This window comes from Bacillus sp. FSL P4-0290, assembly GCF_037975435.1.
GTDB lineage: Bacteria > Bacillota > Bacilli > Bacillales > Bacillaceae > Bacillus > Bacillus subtilis.
In genome coordinates this window covers 88098-109237 of record NZ_CP150253.1, presented here as the reverse complement: position 1 = coordinate 109237, position 21140 = coordinate 88098, and the positions used below count along the sequence as shown (strand labels likewise).

Here is a 21140-nt window from a genome sequence, read left to right as displayed (position 1 = left end):
TCTCCCTTTACAGCGCCTTCTCCAACAGCTTAGGCTTCGCAAAAATCATTCGTCCCGCTGCTGTCTGCAGCACACTTGTGACGAGTACATCAATATGCTTGCCGATATAATTCCGTCCTTCTTCAACGACAATCATCGTACCGTCATCCAAGTAGGCAACTCCCTGATTATGCTCTTTCCCGTCCTTAATGACCTGAACATTCATTTCCTCGCCAGGAAGCACAACAGGCTTAACCGCATTGGCAAGGTCATTAATGTTTAATACTGCTACCTTCTGAAGCTCGCACACTTTATTTAAATTAAAATCATTCGTCACAACGACCCCGGATGTCAGCTTAGCAAGTTTGACGAGCTTGCTGTCAACCTCCTGAATATCTTCAAAGTCGCCTTCGTAAATTTCAACTTCAATGTCTAATTCTTTCTGAATGCGGTTCAGGATATCAAGACCGCGGCGTCCTCTGTTTCGTTTTAAAACATCTGAAGAGTCTGCAATATGCTGCAATTCCTCAAGGACAAACTGCGGAATCACGATAACTCCCTCTAAAAAACCAGTCTGACAAATATCTGCTATTCTCCCATCAATAATAACACTAGTGTCCAAAATTTTCAGCTTCTTGTCTTGAACCTCATGTTCTTCATCAGCTGTTCCTTTTTTCTTTTGCATTCTGGCGGAAATGGAAAACAGGCTGATCAATTCATCCTTTTTCTTAAAGCCCACCTGGAAGCCGAGATAACCGAGGAAGAAAGCCAAAAATACAGGAATTATTGTGCTGAATATGCGGTAAGGTATATTGTCTAAAGGAATAACATTTACGATAAGATAAGCAATTATAAGTCCAAAAACTAAGCCAAGACTTCCAAATAACAAATCTGGAACCGGCGCTTTTAACAATGAATCCTCTATCCACTTCACCCAGTTCACAACGTATTCTGTACCCCATATACTGATGAGAAAAAAGATAATTGCTCCTATTGCCGCAGACGTATATGCGTTTGTTATTAAAGGTATGTCCTGTATATTTAACAGTACAAACAATTCAGGTATCAAAAATATACCAACAACGCCGCCAAAAATAATGAAGAACGCCTGAACTATTCGTTTTAACATACCCCCACCTCCTTTTTTAACATTTTAATTTCACAAAGTCTTATGCATCCTACGAATATCAGAATAAACAAAAACCAACATTAATATACCCGTATTCATAAGGTTTTAACCGAAATCACAGTTGTCTGTCTAAATAATGCTTCTCTTGCAGGCGTTTTAATCCTTTTTTGATTTTTTGGGCTCGTACTTCACCGATTCCCTCTACTTCATCTAATTCTTCTGCACTCGCCTCAATAATCCTTGGCAGGACTCCAAATGCTTCTACAACATTTTCAACAATCGGCATCGGAAGACGCGGTATCTTATTTAACAGCCTGTATCCTCTCGGCAATACATAATCATCAAGATTAGTAGAAGCAGGGTAACCGAGAAGCTTATACACAATGGAATCATCCAGCAGATCATAACTGGACATATCCTGCAGCTCCTTCAAGAGAACAAACGGATCTTTAATCTTTTCTTTTACATAGTCCTTAATAAATAAAGCGGCCTCTTCTTCCATATCCGTAATCAATTCAATGACTTGCAGTTTGATCAGATGCCCTTCTGTCCCCAGCTCTTTGATATACATATTAATTTCGTTTTTGATTCTCAGTACCATTTCATAACGATGCATGACAGACAAGACATCACTGAAGGTAACAAGTTCCTCAAACTCTAACGCGTTCAGTGCATTAATCGTTTTATCGAGGATTGTCTTATATTTTTCAAGTGTTTGAATGGCTTGGTTCGCCTTGGTTAAAATAAATCCTATGTCTTTTAGTGTATACTTCATGTTTTCCTGATATAACGTTATGACATTTCTTCTTTCAGAAATGGCGATTACAAGACAGCCAGTTTGCTTAGCTACTCTTTCGGCAGTTCTGTGCCGCATTCCTGTTTCTGATGAAGAAATTGTGGCATCCGGCATCAGCTGAGTATTCGCGTAGAGGATCTTTTGACCCGAATCACTTAAAATGATCGCTCCATCCATTTTAGCCAACTCATATAAATGCGCCGGAGAAAAAGCCGTGTTTATGTGAAAGCCGCCGTCCACCACTTCTTTTACTTTATCATTATATCCAACAACAATCAGACCGCCTGTATTTGCTCTCAAGACGTTTTCCATCCCCGCTCTGAGCGGTGTACCCGGAGCAACAAACTGCAATATAGATGACAGGTCTAACTCGTGTTTCGCCCCTTTTTTCTCTTTTTCCATCTATTATCCTCCTAATGAAGTACGAAGCGCTTCTGCAACATTTGCTACTCCGATAACCTCAATCCCTTTTGGTTTTGTCCATCCATCCAGATTTGCCGCGGGTATGATCATGCGTTTAAAACCAAGCTTTGCCGCTTCTTTCACACGCTGTTCAATTCTTGAAACCCGCCGGACTTCTCCGGTTAATCCCACTTCTCCAATAAAACAATCTGCAGGATTTGGAGGTGTGTCTCTAAAGCTTGATGCGATACTAATCGCAATGGCAAGATCAATTGCCGGTTCATCAAGCTTAACGCCGCCAGCCACTTTCAAATAAGCATCCTGATTTTGCAGCAGCAGTCCAACTCTTTTTTCTAACACAGCCATTAACAGAGAAACCCTGTTATGGTCTATTCCCGTTGCCATACGCCTTGGGTTGCCAAAGCTTGTTGGCGAGATGAGCGCCTGAATTTCAACGAGAATCGGTCTAGTGCCCTCCATAGAGGCAGTGATACTCGAGCCTGCGGAACCAGCAGAGCGTTCTTCTAAGAAAATTTCCGAAGGATTCAAAACCTCAGTGAGCCCCTCTTCCCGCATTTCGAAAATGCCCATTTCGTTTGTAGATCCGAAACGGTTTTTTACAGCCCGCAAAATACGGAAAGTATGGTGGCGTTCTCCTTCAAAATATAAAACAGTGTCAACCATATGCTCCAACAGTCTTGGACCTGCAATAGACCCTTCTTTCGTTACGTGCCCTACGATAAAAATCGGAATACCTTTTGTTTTTGCAATTTTCATCAGCTCAGCGGTACATTCTCTGACCTGTGACACACTGCCTGGAGCCGATGTAATATCGCTTTGGTAAACCGTTTGAATAGAGTCAACAACGACAAACGCTGGATTCATCTCTTGTATAGCAGACGAAATATACTCCATATCGGTTTCAGATAAAACATGCAGTGACGGATTATTAATGCCGAGACGGTCTGCTCGCAGCTTCGTTTGCTTTACAGATTCTTCTCCCGAAATATACAGGACACTGTTTGATGAGCCTGATAATTGAGCGGAAACCTGCAGTAATAGCGTTGACTTTCCGATACCAGGATCACCGCCAATTAAAACGAGGGAGCCTTTAACGACACCTCCGCCGAGTACTCTGTTAAACTCGCCAAGCTGGGTTTTGACGCGGGGTTCTTCTGATGTTTCGATTGATGTAATAGGTGAAGGTTTCTGTACAGTTTGAACAGAATGAGAAAAAGCCGCTCTCCGATTGGCCGGTGCTTTTTTAATCATTTCTTCCACCATTGTATTCCAAGCACCGCAGCCCGGACATTTCCCCATCCATTTTGGAGACTCGTAGCCGCAGGATTGGCAGATGAATTTCGATTTTGTTTTAGCCATATATAGTGTAAGACCTCTCCCTTGTTCTATTTCTTGATATGAAAGTGAGGCATACACTTACATGCTGTATGCCTCATTTCCGTCTTCTATATTAATTCGTTTTAGCAGTCGTTTTTACGACAAATTCGCCATCTTCTACATCAAGAACAATATGCTGTCCTTTATGAATATTTCCTCTGAGGAGTTCTTCAGATAAACGATCCTCGACATGTTTTTGGATCGCTCTTCTTAACGGACGGGCACCGTATTCCAGGTCAACGCCCTCTTCCGCGACTTTCGCTTTTGCAGCATCTGTCAATTCGATAGAAAGATCTTGTTCTTTCAGGCGTTTCGTTAATTGATCAGACATTAATGACACAATTTCAGTAAGATGTTTTTTCTCAAGTGAATGGAAGACAATGATTTCATCAATACGGTTGATGAACTCAGGTCTGAACGCTCGTTTCAATTCACCCATCACTTTATCTTTCATGTCTTTATGATTTTGAGTTTCATCCTGAACGTTAAAGCCGACATATTTATTGCGTTTCAGCTCACTTGCTCCGACGTTTGATGTCATGATCAGAATGGTATTGCGGAAATCGACTGTGCGTCCTTTAGAATCAGTCAATCGCCCGTCTTCAAGAACTTGCAGAAGGATATTGAAGACATCAGGGTGCGCTTTCTCGATCTCATCAAGAAGCACGACAGAGTAAGGTTTTCTTCTGACTTTCTCTGTCAATTGACCGCCTTCATCATATCCCACATATCCCGGAGGTGAACCAACAAGTCTTGAGGTTGAGTGTTTTTCCATGTATTCAGACATATCAATTCTGATCATGGATTCTTCATCGCCAAAAATGGATTCAGCGAGTGCTCGTGCAAGCTCTGTTTTACCTACACCTGTAGGGCCTAAGAAAATGAATGAGCCGATTGGGCGTTTAGGATCTTTCAATCCTGCTCTCGCACGTCTGACGGCTTTTGCAACAGCTACAACTGCTTCATCCTGGCCGATGACGCGGGAATGAAGAATGTTTTCCATATTGAGAAGCTTATCAGTTTCAGTTTGGGCGATTTTAGATACAGGCACACCGGTCCAGCTGGATACAACCATCGCAATATCATCCACAGTAACCTCTGAGTTTTCCTGCCCTTGCTTCTCTTTCCATGATTTCTTCGTATCCTCTACTTGCTCGCGCAGGCGTTGTTCAGTATCACGCAAGGAAGCAGCTTTTTCAAACTCTTGGCTTTGCACTGCCGCATCCTTCTCTTTACGAACCTCATCAAGCTTCTGCTCAAGCTCTTTTAAGTTAGGAGGCGTTGTAAATGAGCGCAGTCTCACCTTTGAACCTGCTTCATCGATCAAGTCAATTGCTTTATCCGGAAGGAAGCGGTCAGAAATATATCTGTCAGAAAGCTTAACCGCAGCTTCAATGGCATCATCAGTGATAGAAACGCGGTGGTGGGCTTCGTATCTGTCACGCAGACCTTGTAAAATTTGAATACTTTCATCTACAGATGGCTGATCAACCTGAATCGGCTGAAAACGGCGTTCCAGTGCTGCATCTTTTTCAATATATTTACGGTACTCATCAAGAGTCGTTGCACCAATACATTGGAGTTCGCCGCGAGCAAGTGAAGGTTTTAAAATATTAGATGCATCAATAGCACCTTCTGCTCCGCCTGCCCCGATTAATGTATGGAGCTCATCGATGAATAGAATGATATTTCCTGCCTGGCGAATTTCATCCATGACCTTCTTCAGGCGATCCTCAAATTCTCCGCGGTATTTTGTGCCGGCAACAACTGTTCCCATGTCTAATGTCATCACACGTTTATCACGCAAAATTTCGGGTACTTCATTATTGATAATTTGCTGTGCCAAACCTTCTGCGATAGCCGTTTTACCTACACCTGGTTCCCCAATGAGAACAGGGTTGTTTTTCGTTCTGCGGCTTAACACTTCAATGACACGCTGGATCTCCTTGCTTCTGCCGATTACAGGGTCAAGGCTGTCTTCCTTCGCAATAGCAGTTAAGTCTCTTGCCAAGCTGTCAAGCGTAGGCGTATTCGCATTGCTGTTTGTTCCTGCCGCTGATGATCCTGTTTCATTACTTCCTAGAAGCTGGAGCACCTGCTGTCTTGCTTTATTTAAGCTGACACCGAGATTATTCAAAACTCTCGCAGCAACACCTTCTCCTTCACGAATCAGTCCAAGAAGAATATGTTCTGTTCCAACATAAGAATGACCGAGTTTTCTTGCCTCATCCATTGAAAGCTCAATGACTTTTTTAGCTCTAGGAGTATAATGAATCGTTTGAGACATTTCCTGCCCGCGCCCGATCAAACTTTCTACTTCTTTCTGAATTTTATCTGAACCGAGTCCAAGCGCTTGAAGAGCTTTAGCAGCAATGCCCTCTCCTTCTCTTACCAGTCCTAATAAAATATGCTCAGTGCCAATGTTATTATGACCTAACCGAAGTGCTTCTTCCTGTGCTAGCGCCAGTACTTTTTGAGCTCGTTCTGTAAATCTTCCAAACATCATATCGATTCATCCTCCTGTCTTTTCCCATTCATTTCTAAGTGAAGCCGTTCTCTGATGAGAGCCGCTCTTCGAATGTCCCTTTCGTTCGGACGCAAAGCGCCTCCCGAGTATTGCTGTAAAAAACCTGGCTGCGTCAAAATCATAAGTTCGTTAAGTATGTTGCTTGAAAGTCCTTTTATAATGCCTAAGTCTATGCCTAACCGAACATCTGAAAGGCACTTTGCAGTTTCTTTCGATTCTATCATCCGGCAATTAGACAAGACCCCATAAGACCGATATACCCGATCCTCAAGTTCGATTTTAGAAGTTTGATAAATCGCTTCTCGGGCGGATCGTTCTTGTTCAATCAACTGAGCAGCAACACTGTTAAGATCCTCTACAATATCCTGCTCTGACTTACCAAGCGTGATCTGATTTGAAATTTGAAAGATATTCCCTACTGCTTCGCTGCCTTCCCCATAAATTCCTCTAACAACTAAGCCTAATTGATTAATTGCCGGTATAATTCGATTTATTTGCCTAGTTAAAACCAGCGCCGGCAGATGCATCATGACCGAAGCCCTTAAACCTGTACCTACGTTTGTAGGACAGCTGGTTAAGTATCCTCTTTGCTCATTGAATGCATAATCAACTTTTTCTTCAATCCAGTCGTCGACCTGGTTTGCGGCTTTCATTGCTTCTAAAAGCTGAAATCCAGGGAAAAGACACTGAATTCTAATATGGTCCTCTTCATTTAGCATGACGCTTACTTCCTCATTTTCAGAAAGCAAACAGCCGCCAAAAGGAGACTCTGTCAGATTCGGACTGATTAGATGTTTTTCAACAAGTACACGCTTCTCTAAAGGCTGTGCATCATTCATTCTAATCAAAACAAATTTGCCGATTCCGGGAATTTCTTGCTCTGAAAACTGATCTTCAAATTGCTGTATGATGGATGAGGCTTCTTCATTGGAATACCGCGTAGGGAACCGAATATGCTCAAAGTTCCTTGCTAAACGTATGCGGCTGCTGAGTACAATGTCACTTTCAGGTCCTTTCTGCTTCATCCAACTGCTTAGTGCGTCCTGAATAAAATGCTTTAGCGACATTACTCCTGTTCCTCCTCACTATCTGTACTTTTGAGTGATTGTTCTAATGAACGAATTTGATCTCTTACATGAGCTGCATTTTCAAATTCTTCTTGATGGATTAAGGATTCTAATTCCTTTTTTAGCATATCAATCTGCCGTCTGACATGAAGATTGCCGCCTATTCGTTTCGGTATCTTACCTGCATGCACAGTGTTTCCGCTGTGCACTTTACGTAGGATTGGTGTAATGTTGCTATGAAATGTTTTGTAACATTCAGAACATCCAAAACGACCAATTTTTCTGAATTGCTGAAAAGTCATTCCGCATTTCGGACAAGCAGATATTTGCTCCGAGTGACTGAACATTTGAGTTCCTGCATTTTGAAATGAAGAATCCATGTTCAGTAAACCCGAAAGTAAATTATGAATAGAGAAACCCTGATTTGCACTTATACCATATGAATCACTATTTTCTTTGGCACATTGTTCACAAATATGAACTTCTATTTTTTCTCCGTTAACAACCTTTGTAAAGTGAAAAGTGGCTGGTCTCTCGTGGCACTCTTGACAAATCAATCTTTTCACCCGCTTATTTTAATTTTAAAGAAGTCAACATTGCCTTCATCATTCTCGCTCTTAATTCATCACGTTCAGGTAAGTCAATGTGTAAAACTGAGCGGTCCATTACGCTGACCATCATTTTTGCTTCTCTTTCTGAAATTACCTTGTCTTCTAATAGCCTTAAAATAATGTCATCAGAGGCTGCTTGAGACAAATGGGTATTAATTTGAGAAATTATATTATTGATCAGGACAACTTCATTGTTCATTTTAATTTTAATGATTCTGATGTAACCGCCGCCCCCGCGTTTGCTCTCAACAATATATCCTCTTTCGCTTGTAAATCTGGTGTTGATGACATAATTTATTTGGGAAGGAACGCATTGAAATTTATCTGCAATTTCACTTCGTTTAATCTCTAAAATTTCCTTGCCATTTTGATCTAACACTCGTTTTAAATATTGTTCAATGATGTCAGAAATATTATGTCCCACTCAACCCCCTCCTTTACTGACTTTGACTATATTTGACTATAATCTTACTATAAGCCGTTTCTCGAGAATTTTCAACTTTCTCGCTCTATCCTTTATTATTTCCATTTTCTCGGTCCACAAAACCTGATTGCTGATTTAAAATTCGGTATAAAGTTATTATATTATACAGTTAAGTGGAATTTTATGATACCAATAAACCAAAATACAAAAAACCCAGCTCAATGAGCTGGGTTTAAACTTGCTTGGCGGCGTCCTACTCTCACAGGGGGAAACCCCCGACTACCATCGGCGCTGAAGAGCTTAACTTCCGTGTTCGGTATGGGAACGGGTGTGACCTCTTCGCTATCGCCACCAAACAAATTGAGAGTGTTCTCTCAAAACTAGATAACAGGTGTGACATCATTCAAAAATATGGTTAAGTCCTCGATCGATTAGTATCTGTCAGCTCCATGTGTCGCCACACTTCCACCTCAGACCTATCAACCTGATCATCTTTCAGGGATCTTACTTCCTTGCGGAATGGGAAATCTCATCTTGAGGGGGGCTTCATGCTTAGATGCTTTCAGCACTTATCCCGTCCGCACATAGCTACCCAGCGATGCCCTTGGCAGAACAACTGGTACACCAGCGGTGCGTCCATCCCGGTCCTCTCGTACTAAGGACAGCTCCTCTCAAATTTCCTGCGCCCGCGACGGATAGGGACCGAACTGTCTCACGACGTTCTGAACCCAGCTCGCGTACCGCTTTAATGGGCGAACAGCCCAACCCTTGGGACCGACTACAGCCCCAGGATGCGATGAGCCGACATCGAGGTGCCAAACCTCCCCGTCGATGTGGACTCTTGGGGGAGATAAGCCTGTTATCCCCGGGGTAGCTTTTATCCGTTGAGCGATGGCCCTTCCATGCGGAACCACCGGATCACTAAGCCCGACTTTCGTCCCTGCTCGACTTGTAGGTCTCGCAGTCAAGCTCCCTTGTGCCTTTACACTCTGCGAATGATTTCCAACCATTCTGAGGGAACCTTTGGGCGCCTCCGTTACCTTTTAGGAGGCGACCGCCCCAGTCAAACTGCCCACCTGACACTGTCTCCCCGCCCGATAAGGGCGGCGGGTTAGAAGGTCAATACAGCCAGGGTAGTATCCCACCGATGCCTCCACCGAAGCTGGCGCTCCGGTTTCCAAGGCTCCTACCTATCCTGTACAAGCTGTACCAACATTCAATATCAGGCTGCAGTAAAGCTCCACGGGGTCTTTCCGTCCTGTCGCGGGTAACCTGCATCTTCACAGGTACTATAATTTCACCGAGTCTCTCGTTGAGACAGTGCCCAGATCGTTGCGCCTTTCGTGCGGGTCGGAACTTACCCGACAAGGAATTTCGCTACCTTAGGACCGTTATAGTTACGGCCGCCGTTTACTGGGGCTTCAATTCGCACCTTCGCTTACGCTAAGCGCTCCTCTTAACCTTCCAGCACCGGGCAGGCGTCAGCCCCTATACTTCGCCTTACGGCTTCGCAGAGACCTGTGTTTTTGCTAAACAGTCGCCTGGGCCTATTCACTGCGGCTCTCTCGGGCTTGCACCCTAACAGAGCACCCCTTCTCCCGAAGTTACGGGGTCATTTTGCCGAGTTCCTTAACGAGAGTTCTCTCGATCACCTTAGGATTCTCTCCTCGCCTACCTGTGTCGGTTTGCGGTACGGGCACCTCTCACCTCGCTAGAGGCTTTTCTTGGCAGTGTGGAATCAGGAACTTCGCTACTATATTTCGCTCGCCATCACAGCTCAGCCTTATGGGAAACGGATTTGCCTATTTCCCAGCCTAACTGCTTGGACGCGGATATCCAATACCGCGCTTACCCTATCCTCCTGCGTCCCCCCATTGCTCAAATGGTGAGGAGGTGGTACAGGAATATCAACCTGTTGTCCATCGCCTACGCCTTTCGGCCTCGGCTTAGGTCCCGACTAACCCTGAGCGGACGAGCCTTCCTCAGGAAACCTTAGGCATTCGGTGGAGGGGATTCTCACCCCTCTTTCGCTACTCATACCGGCATTCTCACTTCTAAGCGCTCCACCAGTCCTTCCGGTCTGGCTTCACAGCCCTTAGAACGCTCTCCTACCACTGTTCGAAGAACAGTCCGCAGCTTCGGTGATACGTTTAGCCCCGGTACATTTTCGGCGCAGAGTCACTCGACCAGTGAGCTATTACGCACTCTTTAAATGGTGGCTGCTTCTAAGCCAACATCCTGGTTGTCTAAGCAACTCCACATCCTTTTCCACTTAACGTATACTTTGGGACCTTAGCTGGCGGTCTGGGCTGTTTCCCTTTCGACTACGGATCTTATCACTCGCAGTCTGACTCCCAAGGATAAGTCATTGGCATTCGGAGTTTGACTGAATTCGGTAACCCGGTAGGGGCCCCTAGTCCAATCAGTGCTCTACCTCCAAGACTCTTACCTTGAGGCTAGCCCTAAAGCTATTTCGGAGAGAACCAGCTATCTCCAGGTTCGATTGGCATTTCACCCCTACCCACACCTCATCCCCGCACTTTTCAACGTGCGTGGGTTCGGGCCTCCATTCAGTGTTACCTGAACTTCACCCTGGACATGGGTAGATCACCTGGTTTCGGGTCTACGACCACGTACTCATGCGCCCTATTCAGACTCGCTTTCGCTGCGGCTCCGCATCTTCTGCTTAACCTTGCACGGGATCGTAACTCGCCGGTTCATTCTACAAAAGGCACGCCATCACCCGTTAACGGGCTCTGACTACTTGTAGGCACACGGTTTCAGGATCTCTTTCACTCCCCTTCCGGGGTGCTTTTCACCTTTCCCTCACGGTACTGGTTCACTATCGGTCACTAGGGAGTATTTAGCCTTGGGAGATGGTCCTCCCGGATTCCGACGGAATTTCACGTGTTCCGCCGTACTCAGGATCCACTCAGGAGAGAACGAAGTTTTGACTACAGGGCTGTTACCTCCTATGGCGGGCCTTTCCAGACCTCTTCATCTACCTCGTTCCTTTGTAACTCCGTACAGAGTGTCCTACAACCCCAAGAGGCAAGCCTCTTGGTTTGGGCTAATCCCGTTTCGCTCGCCGCTACTCAGGGAATCGCATTTGCTTTCTCTTCCTCCGGGTACTTAGATGTTTCAGTTCCCCGGGTCTGCCTTCTCATATCCTATGAATTCAGATATGGATACCACTCCATTACGAGTGGTGGGTTTCCCCATTCGGAAATCTCCGGATCAAAGCTTGCTTACAGCTCCCCGAAGCATATCGGTGTTCGTCCCGTCCTTCATCGGCTCCTAGTGCCAAGGCATCCACCGTGCGCCCTTTCTAACTTAACCGTTAAAAAGAATCACTATGTGATATCTTGTGTTACTAATTGAATGTGATGTCTACTGTTATCTAGTTTTCAAAGAACACGTTTCGAAGGAATGATCCTTCAAAACTAAACAAGACAGGGAACGTTCTGTTTATAAGACCCAAGGTCTTATATTCCGTAAAATATCCTTAGAAAGGAGGTGATCCAGCCGCACCTTCCGATACGGCTACCTTGTTACGACTTCACCCCAATCATCTGTCCCACCTTCGGCGGCTGGCTCCTAAAAGGTTACCTCACCGACTTCGGGTGTTACAAACTCTCGTGGTGTGACGGGCGGTGTGTACAAGGCCCGGGAACGTATTCACCGCGGCATGCTGATCCGCGATTACTAGCGATTCCAGCTTCACGCAGTCGAGTTGCAGACTGCGATCCGAACTGAGAACAGATTTGTGGGATTGGCTTAACCTCGCGGTTTCGCTGCCCTTTGTTCTGTCCATTGTAGCACGTGTGTAGCCCAGGTCATAAGGGGCATGATGATTTGACGTCATCCCCACCTTCCTCCGGTTTGTCACCGGCAGTCACCTTAGAGTGCCCAACTGAATGCTGGCAACTAAGATCAAGGGTTGCGCTCGTTGCGGGACTTAACCCAACATCTCACGACACGAGCTGACGACAACCATGCACCACCTGTCACTCTGCCCCCGAAGGGGACGTCCTATCTCTAGGATTGTCAGAGGATGTCAAGACCTGGTAAGGTTCTTCGCGTTGCTTCGAATTAAACCACATGCTCCACCGCTTGTGCGGGCCCCCGTCAATTCCTTTGAGTTTCAGTCTTGCGACCGTACTCCCCAGGCGGAGTGCTTAATGCGTTAGCTGCAGCACTAAGGGGCGGAAACCCCCTAACACTTAGCACTCATCGTTTACGGCGTGGACTACCAGGGTATCTAATCCTGTTCGCTCCCCACGCTTTCGCTCCTCAGCGTCAGTTACAGACCAGAGAGTCGCCTTCGCCACTGGTGTTCCTCCACATCTCTACGCATTTCACCGCTACACGTGGAATTCCACTCTCCTCTTCTGCACTCAAGTTCCCCAGTTTCCAATGACCCTCCCCGGTTGAGCCGGGGGCTTTCACATCAGACTTAAGAAACCGCCTGCGAGCCCTTTACGCCCAATAATTCCGGACAACGCTTGCCACCTACGTATTACCGCGGCTGCTGGCACGTAGTTAGCCGTGGCTTTCTGGTTAGGTACCGTCAAGGTACCGCCCTATTCGAACGGTACTTGTTCTTCCCTAACAACAGAGCTTTACGATCCGAAAACCTTCATCACTCACGCGGCGTTGCTCCGTCAGACTTTCGTCCATTGCGGAAGATTCCCTACTGCTGCCTCCCGTAGGAGTCTGGGCCGTGTCTCAGTCCCAGTGTGGCCGATCACCCTCTCAGGTCGGCTACGCATCGTCGCCTTGGTGAGCCGTTACCTCACCAACTAGCTAATGCGCCGCGGGTCCATCTGTAAGTGGTAGCCGAAGCCACCTTTTATGTTTGAACCATGCGGTTCAAACAACCATCCGGTATTAGCCCCGGTTTCCCGGAGTTATCCCAGTCTTACAGGCAGGTTACCCACGTGTTACTCACCCGTCCGCCGCTAACATCAGGGAGCAAGCTCCCATCTGTCCGCTCGACTTGCATGTATTAGGCACGCCGCCAGCGTTCGTCCTGAGCCAGGATCAAACTCTCCGATAAAGTAGTTTGACTGACTACGCACATCGCTGTGCGATTTTTAAAAACTGAATTAACAGGTACGTTTTGTCTTGTTTAGTTTTCAAAGATCATTTTGTTTGTCTGCTTTGTTAAAGCAACTTTATCATTATACAACGTCACTTCTTCAAAGTCAACAACTTTTTTAAAAACTTTTGGTGGAGCCTAGCGGGATCGAACCGCTGACCTCCTGCGTGCAAAGCAGGCGCTCTCCCAGCTGAGCTAAGGCCCCATAAAAATGGTCGGGAAGACAGGATTCGAACCTGCGACCCCATGGTCCCAAACCATGTGCTCTACCAAGCTGAGCTACTTCCCGATTTCCTATCTATTCTATTAAAAGATATGGCGCGCCCGAGAGGAGTCGAACCCCTAACCTTTTGATCCGTAGTCAAACGCTCTATCCAATTGAGCTACGGGCGCAAAACATAATGCCGAGGGCCGGACTTGAACCGGCACGGTAGTCACCTACCGCAGGATTTTAAGTCCTGTGTGTCTGCCAATTCCACCACCCCGGCGTGGATGGTATAGTTGGAGCGGAAGACGGGATTCGAACCCGCGACCCCCACCTTGGCAAGGTGGTGTTCTACCACTGAACTACTTCCGCAGACAGGATGTCCAGTTTTTCTAACTGTTATCCTATATAATGCGGGTGAAGGGACTTGAACCCCCACGTCATAAAGACACTAGATCCTAAGTCTAGCGCGTCTGCCAATTCCGCCACACCCGCGTAAAATGGTGAGCCATGAAGGACTCGAACCTTCGACCCTCTGATTAAAAGTCAGATGCTCTACCAACTGAGCTAATGGCTCTTCTACAAGAGACTTGAATATTATATCATATAAAAGTGGTGCCGGCAAGAGGACTTGAACCCCCAACCTACTGATTACAAGTCAGTTGCTCTACCAATTGAGCTACACCGGCATAATGGTGGAGGATGACGGGCTCGAACCGCCGACCCTCTGCTTGTAAGGCAGATGCTCTCCCAGCTGAGCTAATCCTCCATAATTACACTAACGTGCAATTGCTTGGCGGCGTCCTACTCTCACAGGGGGAAACCCCCGACTACCATCGGCGCTGAAGAGCTTAACTTCCGTGTTCGGTATGGGAACGGGTGTGACCTCTTCGCTATCGCCACCAAACAAATTGAGAGTGTTCTCTCAAAACTAGATAACAGGTGTGACATCATTCAAAAATATGGTTAAGTCCTCGATCGATTAGTATCTGTCAGCTCCATGTGTCGCCACACTTCCACCTCAGACCTATCAACCTGATCATCTTTCAGGGATCTTACTTCCTTGCGGAATGGGAAATCTCATCTTGAGGGGGGCTTCATGCTTAGATGCTTTCAGCACTTATCCCGTCCGCACATAGCTACCCAGCGATGCCCTTGGCAGAACAACTGGTACACCAGCGGTGCGTCCATCCCGGTCCTCTCGTACTAAGGACAGCTCCTCTCAAATTTCCTGCGCCCGCGACGGATAGGGACCGAACTGTCTCACGACGTTCTGAACCCAGCTCGCGTACCGCTTTAATGGGCGAACAGCCCAACCCTTGGGACCGACTACAGCCCCAGGATGCGATGAGCCGACATCGAGGTGCCAAACCTCCCCGTCGATGTGGACTCTTGGGGGAGATAAGCCTGTTATCCCCGGGGTAGCTTTTATCCGTTGAGCGATGGCCCTTCCATGCGGAACCACCGGATCACTAAGCCCGACTTTCGTCCCTGCTCGACTTGTAGGTCTCGCAGTCAAGCTCCCTTGTGCCTTTACACTCTGCGAATGATTTCCAACCATTCTGAGGGAACCTTTGGGCGCCTCCGTTACCTTTTAGGAGGCGACCGCCCCAGTCAAACTGCCCACCTGACACTGTCTCCCCGCCCGATAAGGGCGGCGGGTTAGAAGGTCAATACAGCCAGGGTAGTATCCCACCGATGCCTCCACCGAAGCTGGCGCTCCGGTTTCCAAGGCTCCTACCTATCCTGTACAAGCTGTACCAACATTCAATATCAGGCTGCAGTAAAGCTCCACGGGGTCTTTCCGTCCTGTCGCGGGTAACCTGCATCTTCACAGGTACTATAATTTCACCGAGTCTCTCGTTGAGACAGTGCCCAGATCGTTGCGCCTTTCGTGCGGGTCGGAACTTACCCGACAAGGAATTTCGCTACCTTAGGACCGTTATAGTTACGGCCGCCGTTTACTGGGGCTTCAATTCGCACCTTCGCTTACGCTAAGCGCTCCTCTTAACCTTCCAGCACCGGGCAGGCGTCAGCCCCTATACTTCGCCTTACGGCTTCGCAGAGACCTGTGTTTTTGCTAAACAGTCGCCTGGGCCTATTCACTGCGGCTCTCTCGGGCTTGCACCCTAACAGAGCACCCCTTCTCCCGAAGTTACGGGGTCATTTTGCCGAGTTCCTTAACGAGAGTTCTCTCGATCACCTTAGGATTCTCTCCTCGCCTACCTGTGTCGGTTTGCGGTACGGGCACCTCTCACCTCGCTAGAGGCTTTTCTTGGCAGTGTGGAATCAGGAACTTCGCTACTATATTTCGCTCGCCATCACAGCTCAGCCTTATGGGAAACGGATTTGCCTATTTCCCAGCCTAACTGCTTGGACGCGGATATCCAATACCGCGCTTACCCTATCCTCCTGCGTCCCCCCATTGCTCAAATGGTGAGGAGGTGGTACAGGAATATCAACCTGTTGTCCATCGCCTACGCCTTTCGGCCTCGGCTTAGGTCCCGACTAACCCTGAGCGGACGAGCCTTCCTCAGGAAACCTTAGGCATTCGGTGGAGGGGATTCTCACCCCTCTTTCGCTACTCATACCGGCATTCTCACTTCTAAGCGCTCCACCAGTCCTTCCGGTCTGGCTTCACAGCCCTTAGAACGCTCTCCTACCACTGTTCGAAGAACAGTCCGCAGCTTCGGTGATACGTTTAGCCCCGGTACATTTTCGGCGCAGAGTCACTCGACCAGTGAGCTATTACGCACTCTTTAAATGGTGGCTGCTTCTAAGCCAACATCCTGGTTGTCTAAGCAACTCCACATCCTTTTCCACTTAACGTATACTTTGGGACCTTAGCTGGCGGTCTGGGCTGTTTCCCTTTCGACTACGGATCTTATCACTCGCAGTCTGACTCCCAAGGATAAGTCATTGGCATTCGGAGTTTGACTGAATTCGGTAACCCGGTAGGGGCCCCTAGTCCAATCAGTGCTCTACCTCCAAGACTCTTACCTTGAGGCTAGCCCTAAAGCTATTTCGGAGAGAACCAGCTATCTCCAGGTTCGATTGGCATTTCACCCCTACCCACACCTCATCCCCGCACTTTTCAACGTGCGTGGGTTCGGGCCTCCATTCAGTGTTACCTGAACTTCACCCTGGACATGGGTAGATCACCTGGTTTCGGGTCTACGACCACGTACTCATGCGCCCTATTCAGACTCGCTTTCGCTGCGGCTCCGCATCTTCTGCTTAACCTTGCACGGGATCGTAACTCGCCGGTTCATTCTACAAAAGGCACGCCATCACCCGTTAACGGGCTCTGACTACTTGTAGGCACACGGTTTCAGGATCTCTTTCACTCCCCTTCCGGGGTGCTTTTCACCTTTCCCTCACGGTACTGGTTCACTATCGGTCACTAGGGAGTATTTAGCCTTGGGAGATGGTCCTCCCGGATTCCGACGGAATTTCACGTGTTCCGCCGTACTCAGGATCCACTCAGGAGAGAACGAAGTTTTGACTACAGGGCTGTTACCTCCTATGGCGGGCCTTTCCAGACCTCTTCATCTACCTCGTTCCTTTGTAACTCCGTACAGAGTGTCCTACAACCCCAAGAGGCAAGCCTCTTGGTTTGGGCTAATCCCGTTTCGCTCGCCGCTACTCAGGGAATCGCATTTGCTTTCTCTTCCTCCGGGTACTTAGATGTTTCAGTTCCCCGGGTCTGCCTTCTCATATCCTATGAATTCAGATATGGATACCACTCCATTACGAGTGGTGGGTTTCCCCATTCGGAAATCTCCGGATCAAAGCTTGCTTACAGCTCCCCGAAGCATATCGGTGTTCGTCCCGTCCTTCATCGGCTCCTAGTGCCAAGGCATCCACCGTGCGCCCTTTCTAACTTAACCGTTAAAAAGAATCACTATGTGATATCTTGTGTTACTAATTGAATGTGATGTCTACTGTTATCTAGTTTTCAAAGAACACGTTTCGAAGGAATGATCCTTCAAAACTAAACAAGACAGGGAACGTTCTGTTTATAAGACCCAAGGTCTTATATTCCGTAAAATATCCTTAGAAAGGAGGTGATCCAGCCGCACCTTCCGATACGGCTACCTTGTTACGACTTCACCCCAATCATCTGTCCCACCTTCGGCGGCTGGCTCCTAAAAGGTTACCTCACCGACTTCGGGTGTTACAAACTCTCGTGGTGTGACGGGCGGTGTGTACAAGGCCCGGGAACGTATTCACCGCGGCATGCTGATCCGCGATTACTAGCGATTCCAGCTTCACGCAGTCGAGTTGCAGACTGCGATCCGAACTGAGAACAGATTTGTGGGATTGGCTTAACCTCGCGGTTTCGCTGCCCTTTGTTCTGTCCATTGTAGCACGTGTGTAGCCCAGGTCATAAGGGGCATGATGATTTGACGTCATCCCCACCTTCCTCCGGTTTGTCACCGGCAGTCACCTTAGAGTGCCCAACTGAATGCTGGCAACTAAGATCAAGGGTTGCGCTCGTTGCGGGACTTAACCCAACATCTCACGACACGAGCTGACGACAACCATGCACCACCTGTCACTCTGCCCCCGAAGGGGACGTCCTATCTCTAGGATTGTCAGAGGATGTCAAGACCTGGTAAGGTTCTTCGCGTTGCTTCGAATTAAACCACATGCTCCACCGCTTGTGCGGGCCCCCGTCAATTCCTTTGAGTTTCAGTCTTGCGACCGTACTCCCCAGGCGGAGTGCTTAATGCGTTAGCTGCAGCACTAAGGGGCGGAAACCCCCTAACACTTAGCACTCATCGTTTACGGCGTGGACTACCAGGGTATCTAATCCTGTTCGCTCCCCACGCTTTCGCTCCTCAGCGTCAGTTACAGACCAGAGAGTCGCCTTCGCCACTGGTGTTCCTCCACATCTCTACGCATTTCACCGCTACACGTGGAATTCCACTCTCCTCTTCTGCACTCAAGTTCCCCAGTTTCCAATGACCCTCCCCGGTTGAGCCGGGGGCTTTCACATCAGACTTAAGAAACCGCCTGCGAGCCCTTTACGCCCAATAATTCCGGACAACGCTTGCCACCTACGTATTACCGCGGCTGCTGGCACGTAGTTAGCCGTGGCTTTCTGGTTAGGTACCGTCAAGGTACCGCCCTATTCGAACGGTACTTGTTCTTCCCTAACAACAGAGCTTTACGATCCGAAAACCTTCATCACTCACGCGGCGTTGCTCCGTCAGACTTTCGTCCATTGCGGAAGATTCCCTACTGCTGCCTCCCGTAGGAGTCTGGGCCGTGTCTCAGTCCCAGTGTGGCCGATCACCCTCTCAGGTCGGCTACGCATCGTCGCCTTGGTGAGCCGTTACCTCACCAACTAGCTAATGCGCCGCGGGTCCATCTGTAAGTGGTAGCCGAAGCCACCTTTTATGTTTGAACCATGCGGTTCAAACAACCATCCGGTATTAGCCCCGGTTTCCCGGAGTTATCCCAGTCTTACAGGCAGGTTACCCACGTGTTACTCACCCGTCCGCCGCTAACATCAGGGAGCAAGCTCCCATCTGTCCGCTCGACTTGCATGTATTAGGCACGCCGCCAGCGTTCGTCCTGAGCCAGGATCAAACTCTCCGATAAAGTAGTTTGACTGACTACGCACATCGCTGTGCGATTTTTAAAAACTGAATTAACAGGTACGTTTTGTCTTGTTTAGTTTTCAAAGATCATTTTGTTCACTTCGTTCAAGCGACTTTATTATTATAACTCGTTGACTCAGTGAAGTCAATAACTTTTTTTGAAGTTCTTTTTTTCGTTATCGCCTTGTTTAGCGGCAACGAATAATAATATACCACCTAGTAAATAATAGTGCAATAGTTTTTTTGAAGAAATACTAAGGAATTTAAAAAGAGCGGCATCCTTTCCCTATGGAGGATACCGCTCTTCTTTATTAGCGTTGTCTCATTTGCGGGAATAACAGCACATCGCGAATAGAAGGGGCATTCGTCAGCAGCATAACCAGACGGTCGATACCGATGCCTAAACCTCCTGTTGGCGGCATACCGTATTCCAGAGCTTCAACAAAGTCTTCATCCATTAGATGAGCTTCATCATTACCGGCTTCACGCTCTTTTAATTGCGCTTCAAAGCGTTCTCTTTGATCAATAGGATCATTCAGCTCTGTAAACGCGTTGGCATGTTCACGGCCAACGATAAACAGCTCAAAACGGTCTGTAAAACGCGGGTCCTCAGGGTTTTTCTTAGCAAGAGGAGAAATTTCTACAGGATGCCCGTAAATAAACGTTGGCTGAATAAGCGTTTCTTCAATTTTTTGTTCGAAGAATTCGTTGATGATATGCCCTACTGTCATAGAATCTTTAATTTCCACACCATGTTCTTTTGCATATTCACGCGCCTGCTCAACAGTAACCTCTTCCCAGAAATCAACGCCAGTCGCTTCTTTGACTGCGTCAACCATATGGATTCTTTTCCACTCCGGTTTAAGGTCGATTTGCTCTTCCCCGTATTGAATCGTAGTTGTGCCAAGCACTTCTTGGGCGATATGAGCGACAAGGTTTTCAGTTAAGCTCATGATATCTTTATAGTCCGCATATGCTTCATATAACTCAATCATTGTAAATTCAGGGTTATGGCGTGTAGAGACACCTTCGTTACGGAAAACACGGCCGATTTCATATACTTTTTCTAAACCGCCGACAATTAGACGTTTTAGGTGCAGTTCGATAGCAATACGCATATAGAGTGGAATGTCTAACGCGTTGTGGTGAGTGATAAACGGACGTGCAGAAGCTCCCCCAGGAATGCTGTGCATTGTAGGTGTTTCTACTTCTAAGTATCCATGATCATCAAGGTATCTTCTCATAGCTTGAATGATCTTGCTTCGTGTAATAAACGTATGTTTGCTGTCTGGGTTTACGATAAGATCCAGGTAGCGCTGACGGTAGCGCTGCTCAACGTCTTTTAAACCATGGTATTTGTCAGGAAGCGGACGAAGCGCTTTTGTCAGCAATTCAAAGGAAGTTGCTTTAACAGACAATTCGCCTACATTTGTTTTGAAGACTTTTCCGGTTACGCCGATAAGATCACCGAGGTCAGAAGACTTGAAGATTTCATATTGGTCGTCACCGACACTGTCTTTTCTTACGTAGATTTGGATTTGGCCTTCTAAATCCTGAAGATGGGCAAAGCCGGCTTTTCCTTTGCCGCGTTTTGTCATCATGCGGCCTGCGATTGTAACTTCAATCGCTTTTTCTTCCAACTCTTCTTTGGTTAGATCTTGATATGCCGAAATAACTTCTTGAGACTGATGAGTTCTTTCAAAACGTGCGCCGAATGGATCGATGCCGTTATCTCTCAGCTGATTCATTTTATCGCGTCTGACTTGCAGCTGATCATTCAATTCTTCATGATTATGCTCTTCTTGACTCATTGTTATCACTCCATTACAGATATTGTTTCATGAAAAAAGCAGAAAAACTGCCAGCGTAAAACTAGCAGTGAGCAGCAAATA

8 protein-coding genes, 9 tRNA genes and 6 rRNA genes are annotated in these 21140 nt (G+C 47.2%); all 23 read right to left on the bottom strand.

Going from position 1 to position 21140, the window contains the following annotated elements:
* Positions 1-7 precede the first annotated feature (7 nt).
* The 23 genes from MKY10_RS00590 to lysS all read right to left on the bottom strand — a co-directional run bounded on the left by MKY10_RS00590 (position 8) and on the right by lysS (position 21059).
* Complete coding sequence (locus tag MKY10_RS00590; RefSeq protein ID WP_003235014.1) at positions 8-1108, bottom strand: PIN/TRAM domain-containing protein; 1101 nt, start codon at positions 1106-1108, stop codon at positions 8-10.
* A 115-nt stretch (positions 1109-1223) separates the two neighbouring features.
* The gene (gene disA / locus MKY10_RS00585; protein WP_003225736.1) at positions 1224-2306 is read right to left on the bottom strand and encodes a DNA integrity scanning diadenylate cyclase DisA; all 1083 of its coding nucleotides are present in this window, start codon (positions 2304-2306) and stop codon (positions 1224-1226) included.
* A 3-nt stretch (positions 2307-2309) separates the two neighbouring features.
* Entirely contained in the window at positions 2310-3686 is a 1377-nt protein-coding gene (gene radA, locus MKY10_RS00580; protein ID WP_015252992.1) for a DNA repair protein RadA, read from the bottom strand.
* 91 nt (positions 3687-3777) lie between these two features.
* Entirely contained in the window at positions 3778-6210 is a 2433-nt protein-coding gene (gene clpC / locus MKY10_RS00575) for an ATP-dependent protease ATP-binding subunit ClpC (RefSeq protein ID WP_014475592.1), read from the bottom strand.
* Positions 6207-7298: a protein arginine kinase gene (locus tag MKY10_RS00570; RefSeq protein ID WP_003235007.1), complete on the bottom strand. Its 1092-nt coding sequence runs from the start codon at positions 7296-7298 to the stop codon at positions 6207-6209. The genes clpC and MKY10_RS00570 overlap by 4 nt, the downstream gene beginning before the upstream one ends.
* Positions 7298-7855, bottom strand: coding sequence for a protein-arginine kinase activator protein McsA (gene mcsA / locus MKY10_RS00565; protein WP_015252993.1), 558 nt, complete (start codon positions 7853-7855; stop codon positions 7298-7300). Before mcsA ends, MKY10_RS00570 begins: the two co-directional genes overlap by 1 nt.
* Positions 7856-7868: 13 nt before the next feature.
* Entirely contained in the window at positions 7869-8333 is a 465-nt protein-coding gene (gene ctsR, locus MKY10_RS00560; protein ID WP_003225724.1) for a transcriptional regulator CtsR, read from the bottom strand.
* 240 nt (positions 8334-8573) lie between these two features.
* Positions 8574-8689: ribosomal RNA gene (rrf, locus tag MKY10_RS00555) — 5S ribosomal RNA — on the bottom strand.
* Positions 8690-8744: 55 nt separating this feature from the next.
* Positions 8745-11672: ribosomal RNA gene (locus MKY10_RS00550) — 23S ribosomal RNA — on the bottom strand.
* Between the two features lie 170 nt (positions 11673-11842).
* Positions 11843-13392, bottom strand: a 16S ribosomal RNA gene (locus MKY10_RS00545).
* A 171-nt stretch (positions 13393-13563) separates the two neighbouring features.
* Positions 13564-13639: transfer RNA gene (locus MKY10_RS00540), tRNA-Ala, on the bottom strand.
* 7 nt (positions 13640-13646) lie between these two features.
* Positions 13647-13723 (bottom strand) — tRNA-Pro (locus MKY10_RS00535).
* A 27-nt stretch (positions 13724-13750) separates the two neighbouring features.
* Positions 13751-13827: transfer RNA gene (locus MKY10_RS00530), tRNA-Arg, on the bottom strand.
* Between the two features lie 9 nt (positions 13828-13836).
* Positions 13837-13922 (bottom strand) — tRNA-Leu (locus tag MKY10_RS00525).
* A gap of 14 nt (positions 13923-13936) precedes the next feature.
* Positions 13937-14011, bottom strand: a tRNA-Gly gene (locus tag MKY10_RS00520).
* Positions 14012-14051: 40 nt separating this feature from the next.
* Positions 14052-14134 (bottom strand) — tRNA-Leu (locus MKY10_RS00515).
* 6 nt (positions 14135-14140) lie between these two features.
* Positions 14141-14216: transfer RNA gene (locus MKY10_RS00510), tRNA-Lys, on the bottom strand.
* A gap of 36 nt (positions 14217-14252) precedes the next feature.
* A tRNA-Thr gene (locus MKY10_RS00505) sits at positions 14253-14328 on the bottom strand.
* 4 nt (positions 14329-14332) lie between these two features.
* A tRNA-Val gene (locus tag MKY10_RS00500) sits at positions 14333-14408 on the bottom strand.
* A 22-nt stretch (positions 14409-14430) separates the two neighbouring features.
* Positions 14431-14546: ribosomal RNA gene (gene rrf, locus MKY10_RS00495) — 5S ribosomal RNA — on the bottom strand.
* A gap of 55 nt (positions 14547-14601) precedes the next feature.
* Positions 14602-17529: ribosomal RNA gene (locus MKY10_RS00490) — 23S ribosomal RNA — on the bottom strand.
* A gap of 170 nt (positions 17530-17699) precedes the next feature.
* Positions 17700-19249 (bottom strand): 16S ribosomal RNA (locus tag MKY10_RS00485).
* The 16S, 23S and 5S rRNA genes sit together here with 9 tRNA genes alongside, the layout of an rRNA operon.
* A gap of 310 nt (positions 19250-19559) precedes the next feature.
* Positions 19560-21059, bottom strand: a complete 1500-nt coding sequence (gene lysS, locus MKY10_RS00480) for a lysine--tRNA ligase (RefSeq protein ID WP_003226674.1) — start codon at positions 21057-21059, stop codon at positions 19560-19562.
* Positions 21060-21140 lie beyond the last annotated feature (81 nt).

Bases quoted from the DNA above. Each gene is read 5' to 3' on its own strand.
- MKY10_RS00590 (WP_003235014.1), bottom strand. From the start codon at position 1,108: ATGTTAAAACGAATAGTTCAGGCGTTCTTCATTATTTTTGGCGGCGTT.
- disA (WP_003225736.1), bottom strand. From the start codon at position 2,306: ATGGAAAAAGAGAAAAAAGGGGCGAAACACGAGTTAGACCTGTCATCT.
- radA (WP_015252992.1), bottom strand. From the start codon at position 3,686: ATGGCTAAAACAAAATCGAAATTCATCTGCCAATCCTGCGGCTACGAG.
- clpC (WP_014475592.1), bottom strand. From the start codon at position 6,210: ATGATGTTTGGAAGATTTACAGAACGAGCTCAAAAAGTACTGGCGCTA.
- MKY10_RS00570 (WP_003235007.1), bottom strand. From the start codon at position 7,298: ATGTCGCTAAAGCATTTTATTCAGGACGCACTAAGCAGTTGGATGAAG.
- lysS (WP_003226674.1), bottom strand. From the start codon at position 21,059: ATGAGTCAAGAAGAGCATAATCATGAAGAATTGAATGATCAGCTGCAA.